Origin of the sequence: Paenibacillus sp. FSL W8-0439, from assembly GCF_038008995.1 — a bacterium.
GTDB lineage: Bacteria > Bacillota > Bacilli > Paenibacillales > Paenibacillaceae > Paenibacillus > Paenibacillus polymyxa.
This window is the reverse complement of sequence record NZ_JBBPAK010000001.1, coordinates 4,893,799-4,911,867: the sequence shown is the minus strand read 5'-3', so window position 1 is coordinate 4,911,867 and position 18,069 is coordinate 4,893,799. Positions and strand designations below refer to the sequence as shown.

The window sequence follows — 18,069 nt, the reverse complement described above, 5'->3', positions numbered from 1 at the left end:
AGAGTTGTGTCTATGAAAGAAACCTTTTGGTCCAGAAATTTTATATTTTTGATGATATCCAACGCTCTATTATTTATGGCATTTGAAATGCTTATGCCCACGTTGCCACTGTTTGTGGAAAGTCTTGGCGGCAGTCCGTCACAGATTGGCTTGGTGACAGGCGTGTTTATGTGCTCAGCTATATTGATTCGTCCATTCTCCGGCACACTGATCCAGCTTTTGGACAAGAAATATGTACTGATTATTGGAGTTGTGATTTGTATGCTGGCAACAGGAAGCTACATGCTTTCCACCAGTTTGGTATTGCTGTTAGTCTTTCGGCTAGTACATGGTTTTGGATTCGGTATTGCGAGCACATTGTATGCTACCTCAGCATCAGATGATTTGCCTCCTCATCGTATGGGGGAAGGAATGGGCTACTTTGGCGTAGGTGAAACCATAGCGATTTCAGTCGGCCCCCTGCTCGGCATATGGATGCTTCATGCGGCAGGTTTTAGCGGGCTATTTTCCACGGGAGCTATAATTTTGCTGCTGTCGCTTGTGATGAGCATATTGGTTCGTCGCCGTTCTGCGAACCCCACGACGGCAGATACAGCAAAGGACAAAAAGAAGGTTCCCTTTAAATTATTTGAAAAAAGAGTGCTGCTGCAATCTGGTCTTGTGCTGCTAATTGGCGTGGTGGCAGGGGGAGTGATGTCTTTCGTGGCCTTATTTGCCAAGGAGCAGGGTTTTACAAATGCGGCCTGGTTCTTCTTTACGGTGGCAATGGCAAGCTTCCTCGTTCGGCTGGTGTCCGGTAGGATTTTTGATACTAAAGGTCCAGCTTATATCTTGATCCCCGCAGGAATTGTGCTTATCGTCGCCATCGTTATGGTGGCTTCATCACGGACCGAGCTACAATTTTTGGTTGCTGCTGTGCTGTATGGTTTGAGTTTTGGTGCTATTTTTCCAGCTTTACAGGCTTGGGCTATCAGTGTAGTCGGAGAAGATGAGCGAGAGGACGCTGTAGGCTCCTTTTATAATTTTTTCGATTTGGGGATTGGTGGCGGTTCTTTGATTCTAGGGATGATTGCCGGATTAACCTCTTATAAAACAATGTATCTATTTTCCACTTTGCTGATTGCGGCTTATTTAATTATCTTTGTGGTGTATAGTGTGCTGGATAAGAAAAAGTCCCGTAACACGTTGAACGTGTAATCTACTAATATGGATGATCTAGATAGAGAGCCACCGTATGGATTCCTATGAACGAGTTTGAAAAATATGACAGCCAGACTCATAATAGATATGAGTTTGGCTTTTTTTATTGTTAGGGTGCAGGACAGCACAGAGGAGGAGAGACATGTTCCGATTATACAGCGATGTTCGTGGGACAGCTTATGAAAGACTGATTGATTATGCTATGGAACGGGCAGATACATTTATGCTAGGCGTACATAACTGGGTAACTGAGGATGACAATGGAGTCGCCGACAAGGATGTTTTGTTCGAGAAATTGTTACAGCAATTGAATCCTTTTTTGCTGTCCACGCACTCCTATGAGGAAATAAGGGGAAAGCATTCCATTGCCTACACAGCCGGAACCTTTTACCAGTACCAATGCACGCCTGAGGCTGGAAGAGTATTAAAGCATGCGGCGTCCAGCCTGTTTTCCTGACGGTGACAACTGACTTCATACAGCATAGCTTCAGTATATTTTGTGAAGGAGGGACATGAAATGGTGGAAAAATGGGTTTGGATGGGTGTGGCGGGGGTGATCGTAGGCTATGTCGCTTTGGCCAATATGAGCGTTTCGACGAACACCTATACTACATCAACGACGGGTGCCACGCACCAGACAGCTCCGCTTAGCATGCAGAATAAGCAAGGGGAAGCAGCGAAGCGTATCGTACATGACCAAAGAATGCAATTTGGAGGACAAGGACAAACAGAATTTAGATTTGAAGAGGGGCGCAAACTGTATATCAGTATCAAGAATACAGGAAGGCAACCCGTACGATACAAGCTCAACAGTTCGAATGGATCAGACTTGCAAGGCACAACGAGCGGCTTTTCTAGCCGAACGTTACAGCCGGGAGAACGCCACGATCTGCTGTTTATCAAGCCAGAGGGGCAGAATGAGGCTGCAAATGGCTCCTTGAAAGAGCTGATTTTGAAAGTAAGTACGGACGACGGATCACGAGGAGACATCAAAACCTTCGCATATATTACACTGTAAGCTCCTTCCAGAATGGGCACGACATGCGGTCATTAGTCTACTTATGTTACAATAGAACGGTTGAAGACTTAATGAACAGAATAGGTCAGAGTAGAAAGCAGAAAGGATGACCCGTTGTGCCCAAAAAACATGAATCCGATAATCACAAAATGTCACGGAGGCTGTCACTTACAGCCATTTTACTTACACTTACATTTGTAGCTCTTACTGGCTGCGGCCAGGATAATAATGCTGAACCGAGTGATACTGGAAGCAGTACAAGCATGATCGAGAACAGTGCTGGAGGCAATCAGAGCGATTCAGCACAAAATGACAAAGCAGCTAAAGAGAGCGAGAGTGCAGAAAACAGCGGTACTGATGCGAAAAAGTCAGCTCCTTCCGTCCCAGCTCCTTCAAAGGATACATCTTCTGCTCCGGCAGCCTCCAATACATCTCAAAATCCTTTTGAGGTAGCAGGTATTCAAGATCCTAAAGCATTTTTGAACACATTCAAAGCGTTGCAGAAGGCTGTTGCCGACAATGATAAGGAGAAGGTAGCCAATTTTATTTTGTACCCTCTGCGTGTCAATGATAGTGAAAAGTCGCTAACGATTCCGAACAAAAAAGATTTTCTGGCTAAATATGATCAGATTTTTACGGACGCGATTCGTGAAGCGCTAGTGAACCAAAAGACAGATGAGTTGTTTGTTAATTATCAGGGAGTTATGGTGGGATCGGGTGAGCTGTGGCTGAGAAGAGCTACGGACAATCCGAAGCATTTTGGAGTCTTTTCAATTAATCTTGAAACGGTAGCCAACTAAGTCGTATTCCACGTGTGCCCATGCCCTCTAGGCGGTCGGAAACGTATACCATGTTTCTGACTGTCCCCCCTTGAAGAAAGCAATTTATAGATCATCCCATTCCAAAAAAAGGTTTGACATCCCTCATAAACTCTCGTATTATATCCATATAACTCATTAAACAGGTAGGAATTAAAGTATTAAAGTATAACCTCGCCATTCTGGCGGAGAACCTCTAGGAACAGCAGGCAGACACTGTCCAAGCGACAGGTTTGACCTATCAGGGCTGCATCAGGGAATTCTCCGCCCTTTTTTTTGATTATGTCTGTAAATAACAGGCGTAAATGAATGGGTATTTACAAATTACATAGAATGAGGGGTGTCTTGATGAAGAGGAATTATAAAACTGGACTTATTCTCGGACTATCTTTGGTTTTAACGATGGTGCTAAGTGCTTGCGGGGCAAGCAAGGAAGGGACGCAAGCGGATGGTAGCTCTGCTTCCGGCTCCAAGGACGTGGAGTTGCTCAATGTTTCTTATGATCCGACCCGTGAGTTGTATGAGGCATATAATAAAGCGTTTGCCGCCCATTGGGAGAAGGAGAAAGGACAGAAGGTTACAATCAAGCAATCCCACGGGGGATCTGGCAAGCAAAGCCGCTCTGTGCAGGACGGGCTGGATGCAGACGTGGTTACATTGGCCCTGGGCTATGATATTGATGCGTTACAGGAGAAAGGGCTTGTTAAAGAAGGATGGCAAAGTAAATATGAGCATAACAGTTCCCCATACACCTCAACCATCGTGTTATTGGTACGTAAAGGGAACCCGAAGGGGATCAAGGACTGGGATGATCTAGTCCGCGGCGATGTACAGGTCATTACACCGAACCCTAAAACCTCGGGTGGAGCCCGCTGGAACTATCTTGCAGCCTGGGCCTATGCGCTCAAAAAGAACAACAACGATGAAGCCAAAGCCCAGCAGTTTGTACAGGAGCTGTATAAGCATGTGCCGGTATTGGATAGCGGAGCGCGTGGAGCGACGACGACTTTCGTAGAGCGTGGAATTGGCGATGTGCTGATCGCTTGGGAAAATGAAGCACTGCTGTCTGTGAAGGAGCTAGGTGCGGATAAATTCGATATCGTATATCCGTCGATCAGTATTTTGGCTGAACCTCCGGTAGCGGTGGTCGATAAAGTGGTAGATAAAAAAGGTACACGCGAGGTGGCGGACGCATACCTGAAATATTTGTACAGTGAAGAAGGGCAGACCATTGCTGCTGAAAATTATTATCGCCCAACATTAGAAAGTGTGACGGCAAAGTTCAAGGATCAATTTCCTAATCTGGAGCTTGTAACCTTGAAGGATGTATTCGGAACATGGAAAGAGACACAGCAAAAGCATTTTAGCGACAAGGGGATTTTTGACCAGATTTATGTACCTGGTAGTTCATAACATAAGTGAAGTGTAAAGGCGAGAGGATCAGTTGGCGCGAGTGCCATAGTCAAAGGATGCAGAGAGGGATGGACAGAACATGAGTCAAATGCAAGCCACCCGAAAACGCGTACTTCCCGGTTTCGGGTTAACGATGGGTTATAGTGTGCTGTATCTCAGTCTGGTGGTGCTGGTGCCATTATCAGCACTGCTCCTGAATTCAACCGGGCTGACGTGGGAGAAATTTTGGGACGTGGCGACGGATGCCAGAGTGCTGGCTTCCTACAAGGTGAGCTTTTTGTGTGCCGCAGCCGCGGCGCTGATCGATCTGTTTCTCGGTTTATTGATCGCCTGGGTACTGGTGCGTTATGAGTTTCCAGGGAAACGAATGTTTGATGCGGTCATCGATCTGCCCTTTGCATTGCCCACGGCGGTGGCAGGGGTTGCGTTGACCGCTCTATATGCACAGAACGGCTGGATCGGCTCACTGTTCGAACCGCTTGGGTGGAAAATGGCATACTCACAGACAGGGATTACGCTCGCGTTGATGTTTATTGGCATTCCGTTCGTCGTACGGACAGTTCAGCCGGTGCTGGAGGAGCTGGACAAGGATGAGGAAGAGGTGGCTGCTACGCTGGGAGCGGGCAGATGGCGTACCTTCCGCAGCGTTATTGTGCCGGAGCTGGTACCCCCGCTGCTGACGGGTTTTGCGCTTGCCTTTGCCCGCGGCATTGGCGAGTACGGATCTGTCGTCTTCATTTCTGGCAATATGCCGATGAAGACCGAGATTGCTCCGCTGCTCATTATGTCCAAGCTGGAGCAAAATGACTACGCAGGGGCTACGGCGGTGGCATTGATGCTGTTGGTCATTTCGTTCGTACTGTTATTCGTGATTAACAGTTTTCAGCGCTGGTCACGGCGCCGTGCAGTCTAACGCAACTGTCTAACGTTAGCATGCAGACAGCAGAGGTCTGCGCATTAACCCCGTGTTCAAGGAGGGATACATCATGTCACAAGCGATAACTGGGCAGGAGCTTGCTTCTGCACCAGTGCCTTCATCCGCACCGCCCAATAGGGTTACAACCGAAGCCCCTTGGGTCAAGTGGACGCTCATTGGTGCTGCTTTTTTAGCTTTGCTCTGGGTGTTGGTATTGCCGCTAATCGTCGTGCTTACCGAAGCACTCAAGCAGGGATGGAGCGTATACGTTGAAGCGCTACGGGACCCGGATGCCATGTCCGCATTGCGTTTGACGCTGCTGGTGGCAGCGATAACGGTTCCGCTGAATACGGTATTTGGTGTAGCGGCCGCCTGGCTGATCACAAAATTTCATTTTCGCGGTAAAGGTGTGCTGGTCACCTTGATTGATTTACCCTTTGCGATCTCGCCTGTCGTCGGAGGACTGATGTATGTATTAGTGTTTGGCGCACAGGGCTGGCTTGGGCCGTGGCTGGACGAGCATGATATTAAAATTATATTTGCTTTGCCAGGCATTATTTTGGCAACGCTGTTCATTACATTTCCTTTTGTGGCGCGCGAGCTTATTCCGCTGATGGAAGATCAGGGGCAGCAGGAGGAGGAAGCGGCGGTCACACTGGGCGCACGCGGCTGGCGCATTTTCTGGAAAGTGACGCTGCCGAATATCAAATGGGGTTTGCTGTACGGCATTATTCTGTGTAATGCGAGAGCCATGGGCGAGTTTGGTGCAGTGTCCGTCGTCTCGGGACATATTCGGGGCGAGACGAATACACTTCCGCTGCATGTGGAGATTTTGTATAACGAGTATCAGTTCTCGGCATCTTTTGCGGTGGCCTCGTTGTTGCTGCTACTTGCTTTGGCAACCTTGGTGCTTAAAAGCTGGTTTGGACGCAAACGCGTGCATTAATTAATAATTGTGTATATGATCCAACAGGGCCTCTCTTTGTGTCTATCGTCTGTTAACGGCGAGAAGATGGGAAGAGAGGCCCTTGTTCTAAGGTGGCTTATATGGATAATAAAATGATCATATCAAGGCACGTTGGTGTGCCCAGGAGGAGCGAAGGGAAATATGAAACATCCGTTTCAGTCCTACCGTCAGTTGTTTCCGGTGCTGTCCTCACATATCCATGTAGGAAGCTGTTCCCAGGGGGCGATATCGAGACCGGTTTCCGCTGCCATTGAGGAATATCATCGAAGCTTGCTGCAACACGGTCATAACGGCGACCTATCTATGGCACGGTTGGAGGAGGCAAGAGGACATTTTGCCAAGCTCATCGGGGCGGAGCCTGACGAAATTGCGGTGCTGTCTTCAGCTTCTGAGGCAATTGCTGGCGTGGCCACTGCCCTTCCTTATGTACCGGGAAAAGAAGGGATTGTGTATGCAGACACCGACTTTCCGACGGTGGGCCACATCTGGCAGGCACAGGAGATGTTCCGTGATCATATTTGCTGTATCCCTTCTACGGAGGGAGAAGTGACCCTAGAGCAGTATGAGGAGCATGTTACGGAGAATACTGCGCTCATTATGGTATCCCATGTGAATTATACCAACGGATTTCAGCAGGATCTCAAATCCATTGCACATATAGCTCATCGAAATCAGGCGTTACTATTCGTCGATGCCTATCAGTCTGCAGGAATGATTCCGATAGACGTAAAGGCGATGGGCATAGATATGCTGGTCGCGGGAGCACGCAAATATATGCTGGGGATACCGGGAGTGGCTTTTCTTTATATAAGTAAGGAGCGAATAGAACGCTTCAAGCCCCGTCTTACGGGCTGGCTTGGACAGGAGTCAGCCTCCCGGTTTGATATTGCTCATCCGGTTCCGGCGGCAGGAGCCCGGCGCTTTGAGACAGGATTACCTTCCTTCATTAGCATTTTTGCCGCCAATGCAGCCTTAAAGCTACTGCTGGAAATTGGGGTTACGAACATTCAGACCTATATGAATGAGCTGTTGGACTTTTCTGTTGAATATGGATGCAGCAAAGGGTTACACATACGTATACCTGATGGAGGAGGCACTATACCAAGTCTGCTCGCTGTTGAAGTAGCCGATGTGTCGGCGGTAGAGAGGCGCTTGCGGAGCCGAAATATGATTGTGTCAGCACGAAAGGATGTTATTCGTGTGGCTCCGCATTTTTACAATACGGCAGAGGAAGTCCGGCGGGTCCTAGATGAACTAGGTGGGGGTTGTTGAACAGCAAAAGCCTCTTCCGAGTCAATGGGAGCATAGCATTTCCCTTTTACACAGGAGAGGCTTTTGTTGGGATAGAGATGTTTAATTATACAACCCGTTTGCGCAGCCAGCCAGATACCAGATCCGTCAAAATGATTAAGACTACAATGCCGAGTAAAATGATGCCTACACGGTTCCAGTTGCGCATTTGGAGTGCAAACAGCAGCGGAGTCCCAATACCACCTGCACCAACCAGGCCGAGCGTGGTTGCGGACCGGATGTTAATTTCAAAACGATAGAGCGAATAGGAAAGAAACTGTGGAATCACCTGTGGCAGCACAGCGAAGAAAATGACCTGCCAACGGTTGGCACCGCATGCGATCAAAGCTTCCTGCGGCCCGTGATCGACACTTTCAATCGTTTCTGAGAAAAGCTTGGCCAGCATGCCGATGGAGTGAATGCCGAGGGCAAGCACACCTGCAAACGAGCCGGGACCTACGGCTTTAATGAATAGAATGGCGACGATCATTTCGGGAAATACCCGAATGACACTAAGTACAAACTTCCCGCTGCCTGATAAGGGGCGTAGACGGGTCATATTGCTCGATGCCCAAAAGGCAAACGGAAGACAGACAAATGCGGATACGAAGGTTCCGAGCACTGAAATGACCAGTGTATCCAGCAACCCACGCAGCAAGTCCTCCCCCTCAGGGATGTAGACAAATGACCAGTCGGGATGAAGAAAGCCGTCCAATATTGCGACAGAGACGCTTTTGGCCGTCCCTTGTAATCCTTCAAACTGCATCCCGCGAAAAGCCCAAATGTAAATGATAATTAGCAGAATAGCTAACGCCCAAAAGCGCAGGCGGGAGCCAATAGGTCTGCGAAGCGTAGGATCATTCATAATAATTTCCTCCGTAGCAGGTTACTGCCGTAATCAATCGCAAGGACGATGACGAGGGTCAGTAGAATAATAATGCTTGCCCGGTCATATCGGAACAGCCCAAGGGAACGGTCAAGCAGCAGACCGATGCCGCCAGCGCCGACGAGCCCCAGAACAGAAGCTGCGCGCACATTAACCTCAAAGGTGTATAGCAAATACGACACAAAATAAGGCAGTGCCTGCGGAACCACACCAAAGGCGATGACTTGAATGCGGCTCGCACCAACAGCGGTCATGGCCTCCAGTGGCCCTGGATCAATGGCTTCAATCGCCTCAAAGGTCAGCTTGGCGATGATCCCGAAGGAGAAGAACAGCAGGGCGAGCATCCCTGCAAACGGTCCGATGCCGAATACGGCCACAAAGATCGAGGCAAACAGCAAATCGGGAATCGTCCGTACCAGGTTCAGGATCGTGCGCATCGGCAGCGAGATCAGCTTGCGCGGCATCACATTATAGGCGCACAGCAACGCGACAGGGATTGCCAATATGGCTCCCAGTGTCGTGCCGACAATAGCGATCTGGATCGTTTCCAGCATCGGTTTCCAGATGATAGGCAGGTAACTCCAATCAGGAGGAAACATTTCTTCCAGCAATTTGCCCATCTCCGGTAAGCCAACGATCAATTGGTAAGGCGTGGCATCCGTATGAATGGAGCAGGCTACCAGCACTACGATAAAAATCATCCAGGTAGCGTAACGCTTATAGCGTCCTGGCAAAGGTGGCCCTGCGGACGGCTTGCCTGGCTGGGGCGGTCCGGCAGATGGTGACGGTTGCGTCGAAGAGAGCGGCTGGGCAGTAGAGTCGGGCTTCATGATCCCACTCCCAGCAGTTCATCATGCTTGATGGCCCGGCCGTAGATCTCCGCAAAGGCTTCATCCGTAGCCTCCTCCGGTGTGCCGTCAAAGACGACCTCTCCCGCGCGTAAGCCGATGATCCGTGTTGCATATTCGCGCGCCAGATCAATGAAATGCAGATTGACAATGGTCGTAATCTGCATTTCCCGGTTGATTCGCTGGAGATCGTCCATCACCTGGCGGGTGGTCAGCGGATCAAGCGACGCGACAGGCTCGTCCGCCAGAATGATTTTAGCCTCCTGCGCCAGAGCACGTGCGATGGATACACGCTGCTGTTGGCCACCGGACAGCTCATCGGCTCGGCTGTAGGCTTTTTCGCGGATATTTACGCGTTCCAGCGCCGTTAGTGCCAGTTCGATGTCTTCCTTCGGGAAGAGACCAAGAATGGTCCGCAGCGTCGAATGATAACCGACGCGGCCCGAAAGTACGTTGCGAAGCACCGTCGAACGCTTAACCAGATTGAAGCTTTGAAAGATCATGCCGATATCACGGCGAATGCGCCGCAGCTCGCTGCTTCCAGCAGACGTGACAGACCTGCCACCTACAACGATGTCGCCGGACGTAATGTCATGCAGTCGGTTAATGGAACGCAGCAGGGTGGACTTACCTGCACCAGATAAGCCGACTATGACAACCATCTCTCCCTCTTGAATCGTCAAATTAATATTATTCAACCCTTTGGTGCCGTTCGGGTATGTTTTCGATACGTTTCGAAATTCAATCATATGCTCCCAACTTTCTCCCCGATGGGGTGGAATGAAAACAACACCGCCATGAATACATGGACGGTGCTGCCCTGTCATTCGTAAAGCCTGTTTCGTAGCTGTTACTTTACCGCTTGGCCGACGGCTTCGGCGTATTCACGCACAGAATCGAAGTTTTTATCGTCGCCCTTCTCATAACCTACATGGGTGTAAATTTCTTTAATGATTTCGCCGCCTTCAGGATCGTTGGCAATGTCCATAAAGGCTTGGGCGATTTTGTCTCTCCACGTTTGATCCATATCGGAACGTACGCTGACGGTGTCATTTGGAATTTTAGCTGTGTAATGAATGACACGTGTCTTTTCAAATACGTCCGGGATTTCCTTCTTCACTGTGTTACGTGCATCCTGGAAAACAGCGACAGCATCAACCTGACCGTTCAGCAGCGCCAGAATAGCAGCGTCGTGGCCTTTGATCGTCACACCCTGCACATCTGTGTCCGGGTCCACGCCAGCTTTTTTCAGCTCTGCTGCGGGGTACACATAGCCTGCGGAGGAGGTTACATTTTGCCAGCCAACCTTCTTGCCTTTCAGATCAGCCAGACTTTGAATCGGAGAATCCTTTTTCACCACGATCATTGCTTTATAAAAGTTTACTTTTTCAGTCGTGTCCTTGCCTGTAGCATCTTCAATGCCATATCGTTGAGCTTGCAGGAGCAAGTCGGCCGCTTTACGGTTATCGTGTGCCAGTACATAAGCGTTCGGCGGAAGGAATCCTACATCGACCTGTTTGGAAGACATGGCTTCCACAATCGTATTGTAATCAGGAGATACGGTTACTTTTACCGGGATTCCGAGCTTGTCCCCCAGCAGCTTTTCGAGCGGTTTTGCCTTGGCTTCGAGGGTATCTGCATTCTGAGAAGGAACGAATTGTACCTTTAGCTCCTTAGGGACATAGGCTGTGCTTTCGTTTTTAGAGCCATCTGTACCCGGAGTGGAGGCGCTGTTGTTATTGCTTGCATTTGAGCCACAAGCGGCTAAACCCGCTGCCAGTGTGAAGGTCATGCACAAGGTCAGTGCTTTTTTGAACAAAATAATTTCCCCCTAAACATCGTAATAACGAAAATTTAAAAAACCTGTAAATTCAGTGACAAACCAAATCTTAACAGCTAGTCCTGCAGCTAGGGTAAAAACCACTCCTGACTTTGGTAAAAATGATGTAAAATTTATCATTTGCTAGAGACCATAAGCGGTATTTATACGAATTGCATCTTTTAACATTCTCTTAACAGTGCTCTGTTAGACTTGTTCAAGCTCTATGACCGAAGCTGAGGGAGAGAACAAGATTGGATAATTTGGACATTAATGATAAGACAGAGCAGGAAAATGCAGGTGCTGTGAGGGCGAAATTCCGCATTATGGTTACAACCGATCTGCATGTCAGCTTGTGGAATTATGATTATTATACAGATCAGGAAACGCTGCATTACGGTCTGGCGCAAACCGCTAGTCTGATTCACACGGCTCGGGCAGAGGTGCCCAATCACCTGCTGCTGGATAACGGAGATGTGATTCAGGGAAATCCGATGGGAGATTATGCTGTACAGCGGCTCCAACAGGACCCAAGCGAGGTGCATCCCGCCTATAAAGCCATGAATCTGCTGGGGTATGAGGCAGGCAGTATTGGTAATCATGAATTTAACTATGGGTTGGAATATTTGCAGACTTGCCTTCAAGGAGCACAGTTTCCTTATGTGAATGCCAACATTTATATAGCGGGAGAGGAAGAACAAAACTACTTCACGCCTTATCTATTGCTGGATAAGACGGTTGAGGATGAAGCAGGCCGTAAGCATCTGCTGAAGGTGGGGGTCATCGGCTTTGTGCCTCCGCAAATTATGCAATGGGACAAGGCGTGGTTGGAAGGGAAACTTATCGTCAAAGATATGCTGGAAACCGCCAGACGGTTTATTCCGGAAATGCAGGCGGCGGGAGCCGATCTCATCATTGCGATGCCCCATGCGGGTTTTGAGGATACTCCCGAAATTCCCAATATGGAAAATGCGGTGCTGCATCTGAGCAGGGTGGAAGGGATCGATGCCATTGTGTTTGGTCATGCCCATAAAGTATTTCCCGGCCCTTCGTTCTTAGGTATGACAGGTGTGGATACAGAGCAGGGCACCATCCATGGCATTCCAGCAGTAGAGCCGGGCTTCTGGGGAGATCATCTGGGTATTATTGATCTGGATCTGGCCCTTATGGGAGGGAAGTGGCAAGTGACTGCATCTGCTGCCGAGGTACGCCCGGTGTATGACCCGATACGCAAGGAAGCCCTCGTCCAACCCGATACTGCTATCCAGCAGGCGGTAGCAGCTGAACATGCGGGAACCCTAGATTACATCCGTGCACCTGTAGGTCAAACGACAGTAGCAGTGAACAGCTTTTTTGCCCAGGTGATGGATGATGCTTCGGTTCAGCTCGTGAATGATGCGCAAATTTGGTATGTGAAACAGCAGCTACAAGGGGGCGAGTATGAAGGGTTGCCCGTTCTGTCGGCAGCAGCTCCTTTTAAAACAGGTGGCAGATATGGTCCGGCGTATTATACCGATATTCCCGCAGGGACGCTGGCGATCAAGCATATCGCTGACCTGTACAATTTTCCGAATACGCTGCATGTCGTTCGACTGAGCGGGGCAGAAATTCGGGAATGGCTTGAGTGGTCGGCCGGTCAATTCAGGCAAATTGACCCTTCGGCAAAGGAGGAGCAAGAGCTGATTAATTCTGATTTTCCAAGCTTTAATTTCGATATCATCGATGGCATCACGTATCAGATTGATGTAACACAGCCAGCCAGATATGATGCTGGCGGGGAATTAAAGGACCTAGAAGCGCACAGAATCGTTCATATGTCTTTTGAAGGGGAACCAATGGATATGCAGCGGAGTTATCTGGTTGTTACGAATAACTATCGCGCATTCTCCTCTGCGCTGGTTAATCCGGGTGGAGAGCGAATTATACTGGCTTCCCCGGATGAGAACCGACATGTGCTGACTGAGTATGTGCGGCATATGAAGACGTTGACGCCAAAGGCCGACGGTCATTGGTCCCTCGCCCCATGGTCGGGTCGTCCACATGTGACCTTCCTAACCTCGCCGCAAGCAACGAATGTTGCCCATGCTTATTCTGAATTGCTCTATGAAGGACTGACGGCAGAAGGATACGCTAAGTTTGCTCTTGATTTTCGTCAATTTTAAAATATTTTGCAAGTTATTGTCCTCTAAGTCCACAGCATCAAAATAATAGAAAAAGACTGTCTCTCAGAGGACGGTCTTTTTTCATAAAACAGATTTAAAATCGTACGAAACTCGTGATTTTATATGTCCTGAGTCGTGTTTAAAGTTATTGACCTCTCGTATAATTAGACATATACTTTGATTAAACAAATTTTGGTTTAAAAGGTAATGAAAAAGTCACCATCATTCGTTTGAGGGGGTGTCCCTTTGGAAAAAAACACCACGATCCGCGCAGAGATAGAAAAGTATATTCAAAGTGAAGGCATTTCAATGCAATGTTTTGCAGATGCTTCTAAGGTAAATCCGGGTACACTTAGCGGTATACTTAACCGAAACCCACCACGACCTATTTCAGTTAATCAGCTTGATCTGATTACTGAGGCGATGGGATTGGAAGAAGGATCTTTGTTCGAGATGTATGTAGATGAGTGTTTTATTCATTCCTTGCCACACTGGAGAAGGCTGCGTCCGTTTCTTCTTCGTTGCTCAGAGTTGAACAAGCTGGACTGTATACGCAGTGTGCTTGGTTATTTGATGGACGATTTATCGAATGTTCCGGCTATTTTTGAGACTGCAGAAGCGATGTTTGAGGATGGCCGACATGAAGCCTCCATGCTTTTGTATGATTGTGTCATTGAGAGTGAGAAGTATACCCACTCCGAACGGTTGGCGATTAGCTATTTTCGCATATTCCAGATTCAGATTAAGGATAACCAACGGAACTTGAAGGCTGCTGTACAATTCCATTTGTACCGTAGTCGTCTACCGGAAATTTATGCACTGGAAGGCTTACATATGCTATCTCAAGTGTTTGCTTTAAAAATGCAATGGTCCGAGATGGAAATGTATGCGGACGAGCTAAGAGAGTTGGCGCAGGCATTGTATCGCAATCGGAACCGCTTTGGAGATGAGCACCTGGAGCTGATTAAGCCGCTCGTTTATTACTATGCTCAAGGGCATCTGCTTAAGGCCAGCTGCTATGAGTTTCAGGGTAGATATGAGGAATCCAAGCAATGGATTGAAGGTTACGCAGATTTGAGCTGGTTTGAGGGTTTGGACGAGGAAGGTTGGAAAGTGGTCAACCTGCATCGTGTATATGCACAGGGCAACCGACTTTGTATTGAAATCAAAATGGGCAACACTTCTGCAATCTATGAATATATTACTTACCTGCGCGAGCATCCGGATGAGACACTGGAAGGCCTGAATACGTTGCTCGAATCGGCGAACCGGTTTGGCTATTTCGTAGATGCCGAGCTGGAGCTGTTCAACCAGCAACTCAAGAGATTCTGGGAGCTTGCACCGGAGCAATGGGACACACATTATCGCAAGCACTTTAATGCATTTCGTTTTGCTTCTTTTTGCAAGGTGTATGCGGAATATTATTTTCGAAAAGGCGATTACCCCAAGGGCTTGGGACAAACACTGCATTGCCTGCAATTGTCTGTCGATAACAGCTATACCGAACATATCATTGGTTGTATGGCTTTATTTGAGCAGCATCGAAATTTTGCTACCCCGGAACAGCAGCAGTTGTATCAGAGTCTTTGCCTCGGCGTACGGGCAAACGAAAAAAACCATGCCTATGATCACAGTGCTGGTGGGTATTTATAATTCTAAAATTCATTCAAATTCTTCATATAACACGTACTTACGAGGATGTTCTCATTTCAAAGGGGGATATTCTCGTTTTTTAGCTGTTGCTGGTTCTTGTGACTTTTCGTATGGAAAGGACCGTTTTGCGCGTTGACAAGTTTCGCATGCAGGATTAGGATAAATGCAGCACAGAAAGTGAAGGAGAGCATGTACTAATGACGATTCCCAAAACACTAACGATAGCCGGCTCCGACACAAGCGGCGGAGCAGGTATTCAGGCGGACCTGAAAACCTTCCAGGAGCTTGGCGTATATGGCATGACTGTATTGACTACCGTAGTTGCGATGGAACCTAAAACCTGGAACCATCTTGTATATCCTGTTGCGTTGGACGTGGTTGAGGCGCAGCTGCGTACTGTATTGGAAGGTATCGGTTTTGATGCAATGAAGACCGGTATGCTGGGTTCCGTAGATATCATCGAACTGGTGGCCAGCTACTTGAAAAAGCATGATCTGAAACGGATTGTGATTGACCCGGTTATGGTCTGCAAAGGCACGGATGAAGTGCTTCAACCGGAAAATACAGAGGCCATGCTGGAATTGTTGATTCCTGGCGCTGACCTGGTAACACCGAACTTGTTCGAGGCTTCGCAGCTGGCGAAGAATGGACCGATCACGACACTGGAGCAGATGCAGGAAGCGGCTGCTATTATCCACGAGCGTGGTGCTAAGCATGTACTGATCAAGGACCGTGGCAAAATTCGCGCTGGTAAAGCGATGGATCTGCTGTATGACGGAATCACTTTTGACTGGTTTGAAGCGGATGTTGTACAAACCAACTTTACCCACGGTGCAGGCTGTACCACTTCGGCTGCGGTAACGGCTGGTTTGGCACAAGGGCTGACTGTGCGTGAAGCTGTGGATCAGGCCAAGAAATTCATTACACAGGCCATTGAAGGTGGTTTCAAGTTAAATGAATTTGTCGGTCCGACCCTGCATGTGGCACATCGTTTGCAAAATCAATAAAGCATGAAGGGCTGCCATATGAAGGAGACTTATAAATCTCCACCAGACTGTATATATATTGAGGTTACTTTAGATAACGACATCTATGATATATGGAGTTAGCCTAGGCTCAAAAGCCGCAATACATGGTATTGCGGCTTTTGAGGTTGTATTATTTTGGTATTTCAGCTTCCAGTTTGGTCTAATCGTACTGTATAATAGGCATCAGATTTATTACATTAAAGGGGGAAATGAAGCAATGACATTATTCAGCGAAATGGCTTACAGTCGGCCAGAGCAACCTGAAATTGAACAGCGGTTTAAAACGCTGTTGCAGCAGTTTCGTGAAGCGGACAGTGTAGAACGTCAAAATGAAGTTATTCATGCGATTAACAAGCTGCGCAGTAATGTGGAAACGCAATTGCAATTGGTGGAAGTTCGGCACTCCATTGATACGGAAGATGCGTTTTACAAAGCAGAGCAAGAGTACGCTGATGATTTCATGCCGGTTATTCAGGAGTATGTAACCGATTACTACCGTGCATTGGTAGATTCTCCATTTAGAGCCGAGTTGGAGAGCCAATGGGGCAGCCAGCTTTTCAGTATTGCCGAGGTAGCGCTCAAGTCGTTCCACCCGGATATCATTGAGGATTTACAGCAGGAAAATAAGCTGACCTCGGAATATGCTCAATTGATTGCCTCAGCGAAGATCCCGTTCGAGGGGGAAGAACGCACATTGTCTCAGCTCCTGCCTTTTGAAATGGCAACCAATCGCGAGACCCGCAAACAGGCCTCCGAGGCCAAATATCAATTTATGAGTGAGCATGAGGACGAGCTGGACCGGATTTATGATGAATTGGTGAAGGTACGCACACGCATGGCGCACAAGCTGGGCTATAACAATTTCGTAGAATTGGGCTATGCCCGCTTGGGACGTACAGATTACAATGCAGAGATGGTAGCCAATTTCCGCGAGCAGGTGCTGAAGCACATCGTTCCTGTGGCAACCAAGCTGAAAGAGCGCCAACGCGAGCGGATCGGAGTAGATCAGCTTCGCTATTACGACGAGGGCTTCAACTTCTTGTCAGGAAATCCTACGCCCAAAGGCGATCCGGACTGGATTCTTCGTAATGGAGCACGTATGTATGAGGAGCTTTCACCGGAAACACATGAATTTTTCAGTTTTATGGTTGAGCGTGGACTGATGGATTTAATCAGCAAAAAGGGTAAGCAAAGCGGAGGCTACTGTACATTTTTGAGCGAATATGGCACGCCATTTATTTTCTCCAATTTCAATGGGACATCCGGTGATATCGACGTATTGACACATGAAGCAGGTCATGCCTTCCAGGTCTATGAAAGCCGACATTTTGAAATTCCCGAGTACCATTGGCCAACCATGGAGGCGGCTGAAATCCATTCGATGAGTATGGAGTTTTTCGCATGGCCTTGGATGAAGCTGTTCTTTGAGGAAGACACGGACAAATATCACTTTGAACATCTATCTTCATCGTTGCTGTTCGTGCCTTACGGCGTAGCCGTAGACGAATTCCAGCATGCCGTATATGAACACCCGGATTGGACCCCGGCCGAACGTAAAAGTGCATGGCGTTCCATTGAACGCAAGTATAAACCGCATCTGGATTATGAAGGCAACGAATACCTCGAAAAGGGTGGATTCTGGCACAAGCAGGGACATATTTTTCAATCTCCGTTCTATTATATTGACTATACGCTGGCACAATTATGTGCATTCCAGTTCTGGAAGCGTATGGGCGAAGACCGAGCGGCAGCGTGGGAAGATTATTTGAAGCTGTGTCGTGCCGGAGGAAGCCGATCCTTTACCGGATTAGTTGAGCTGGCTGGACTGATCTCGCCGTTCCAAGAAGGCTGCATCGCCTCTGTGATCGGAGAAATTGAAGCATGGCTGAACAGTGTGGATGATAAAAAGCTGTAAGTACAGCCAAAAAGGGCATTTCGCTTGCCTCTCAAAGCTGGAAAGCTTGTAGATGAGATGCTTTTTTAAATGAAAACAGAGCAATTACACGAAAAAAGCCGGGAACCTCTACATGATGTAGAAGTCCCGGCTTTGT

16 protein-coding genes are annotated in these 18,069 nt (G+C 48.1%); 12 read left to right on the top strand and 4 right to left on the bottom strand.

All coding sequences use genetic code 11. From position 1 onward, the window contains the following. Window positions 1-6: 6 nt before the first annotated feature. From MKX36_RS21295 to MKX36_RS21260, 8 genes are all read left to right on the top strand, one after another. Window positions 7-1,197 carry an MFS transporter gene (locus MKX36_RS21295; RefSeq protein ID WP_029514361.1) on the top strand — a complete coding sequence of 397 codons (1,191 nt, stop codon included), beginning with the start codon at window positions 7-9 and terminating at the stop codon, window positions 1,195-1,197. Window positions 1,198-1,342: 145 nt separating this feature from the next. After that, window positions 1,343-1,657, top strand: coding sequence for a hypothetical protein (locus tag MKX36_RS21290; protein WP_016820380.1), 315 nt, complete (start codon window positions 1,343-1,345; stop codon window positions 1,655-1,657). A gap of 60 nt (window positions 1,658-1,717) precedes the next feature. Next, a complete protein-coding gene (locus tag MKX36_RS21285; protein ID WP_090890937.1) occupies window positions 1,718-2,218 on the top strand; it encodes a hypothetical protein in 501 nt (166 codons plus the stop codon). Window positions 2,219-2,334: 116 nt separating this feature from the next. Next, window positions 2,335-3,018, top strand: a complete 684-nt coding sequence (locus MKX36_RS21280) for a hypothetical protein (protein ID WP_090890935.1) — start codon at window positions 2,335-2,337, stop codon at window positions 3,016-3,018. 366 nt (window positions 3,019-3,384) lie between these two features. Further along, complete coding sequence (locus tag MKX36_RS21275; protein WP_017425569.1) at window positions 3,385-4,449, top strand: sulfate ABC transporter substrate-binding protein; 1,065 nt, start codon at window positions 3,385-3,387, stop codon at window positions 4,447-4,449. 79 nt (window positions 4,450-4,528) lie between these two features. Then, on the top strand, window positions 4,529-5,362 hold the full coding sequence (gene cysT, locus MKX36_RS21270) for a sulfate ABC transporter permease subunit CysT (RefSeq protein WP_016820376.1): 834 nt from the start codon (window positions 4,529-4,531) through the stop codon (window positions 5,360-5,362). A gap of 73 nt (window positions 5,363-5,435) precedes the next feature. Further along, window positions 5,436-6,311: a sulfate ABC transporter permease subunit CysW gene (gene cysW, locus MKX36_RS21265; RefSeq protein WP_013373166.1), complete on the top strand. Its 876-nt coding sequence runs from the start codon at window positions 5,436-5,438 to the stop codon at window positions 6,309-6,311. 162 nt (window positions 6,312-6,473) lie between these two features. Next, window positions 6,474-7,604 carry an aminotransferase class V-fold PLP-dependent enzyme gene (locus tag MKX36_RS21260; protein ID WP_340865610.1) on the top strand — a complete coding sequence of 377 codons (1,131 nt, stop codon included), beginning with the start codon at window positions 6,474-6,476 and terminating at the stop codon, window positions 7,602-7,604. 85 nt (window positions 7,605-7,689) lie between these two features. Here the strand turns inward: MKX36_RS21260 and phnE (MKX36_RS21255) are convergent, their stop codons facing one another. From phnE (MKX36_RS21255) to MKX36_RS21240, 4 genes are all read right to left on the bottom strand, one after another. Beyond that, window positions 7,690-8,487: a phosphonate ABC transporter, permease protein PhnE gene (phnE, locus tag MKX36_RS21255; RefSeq protein WP_340865608.1), complete on the bottom strand. Its 798-nt coding sequence runs from the start codon at window positions 8,485-8,487 to the stop codon at window positions 7,690-7,692. Continuing rightward, window positions 8,484-9,338, bottom strand: a complete 855-nt coding sequence (phnE, locus tag MKX36_RS21250) for a phosphonate ABC transporter, permease protein PhnE (protein ID WP_340865606.1) — start codon at window positions 9,336-9,338, stop codon at window positions 8,484-8,486. Before phnE (MKX36_RS21250) ends, phnE (MKX36_RS21255) begins: the two co-directional genes overlap by 4 nt. After that, the gene (gene phnC / locus MKX36_RS21245) at window positions 9,335-10,105 is read right to left on the bottom strand and encodes a phosphonate ABC transporter ATP-binding protein (protein WP_023990372.1); all 771 of its coding nucleotides are present in this window, start codon (window positions 10,103-10,105) and stop codon (window positions 9,335-9,337) included. Before phnC ends, phnE (MKX36_RS21250) begins: the two co-directional genes overlap by 4 nt. A gap of 101 nt (window positions 10,106-10,206) precedes the next feature. Next, entirely contained in the window at window positions 10,207-11,175 is a 969-nt protein-coding gene (locus MKX36_RS21240; RefSeq protein ID WP_019688653.1) for a phosphate/phosphite/phosphonate ABC transporter substrate-binding protein, read from the bottom strand. Window positions 11,176-11,429: 254 nt separating this feature from the next. Here MKX36_RS21240 and MKX36_RS21235 point away from each other — a divergent pair, with 254 nt between their 5' ends. The 4 genes from MKX36_RS21235 (at window position 11,430) to MKX36_RS21220 (ending at window position 17,933) form a co-directional block, all read left to right on the top strand. Next, window positions 11,430-13,337 carry a bifunctional 2',3'-cyclic-nucleotide 2'-phosphodiesterase/3'-nucleotidase gene (locus tag MKX36_RS21235; RefSeq protein WP_340865604.1) on the top strand — a complete coding sequence of 636 codons (1,908 nt, stop codon included), beginning with the start codon at window positions 11,430-11,432 and terminating at the stop codon, window positions 13,335-13,337. Between the two features lie 246 nt (window positions 13,338-13,583). Beyond that, window positions 13,584-14,990 carry a hypothetical protein gene (locus MKX36_RS21230; protein WP_025365873.1) on the top strand — a complete coding sequence of 469 codons (1,407 nt, stop codon included), beginning with the start codon at window positions 13,584-13,586 and terminating at the stop codon, window positions 14,988-14,990. A gap of 197 nt (window positions 14,991-15,187) precedes the next feature. Next, window positions 15,188-15,997 (top strand): bifunctional hydroxymethylpyrimidine kinase/phosphomethylpyrimidine kinase, encoded by an 810-nt coding sequence (thiD, locus tag MKX36_RS21225; protein WP_025365872.1) that lies wholly within the window; start codon window positions 15,188-15,190, stop codon window positions 15,995-15,997. Window positions 15,998-16,235: 238 nt separating this feature from the next. Continuing rightward, a complete protein-coding gene (locus MKX36_RS21220; protein WP_340865601.1) occupies window positions 16,236-17,933 on the top strand; it encodes a M3 family oligoendopeptidase in 1,698 nt (565 codons plus the stop codon). Window positions 17,934-18,069 lie beyond the last annotated feature (136 nt).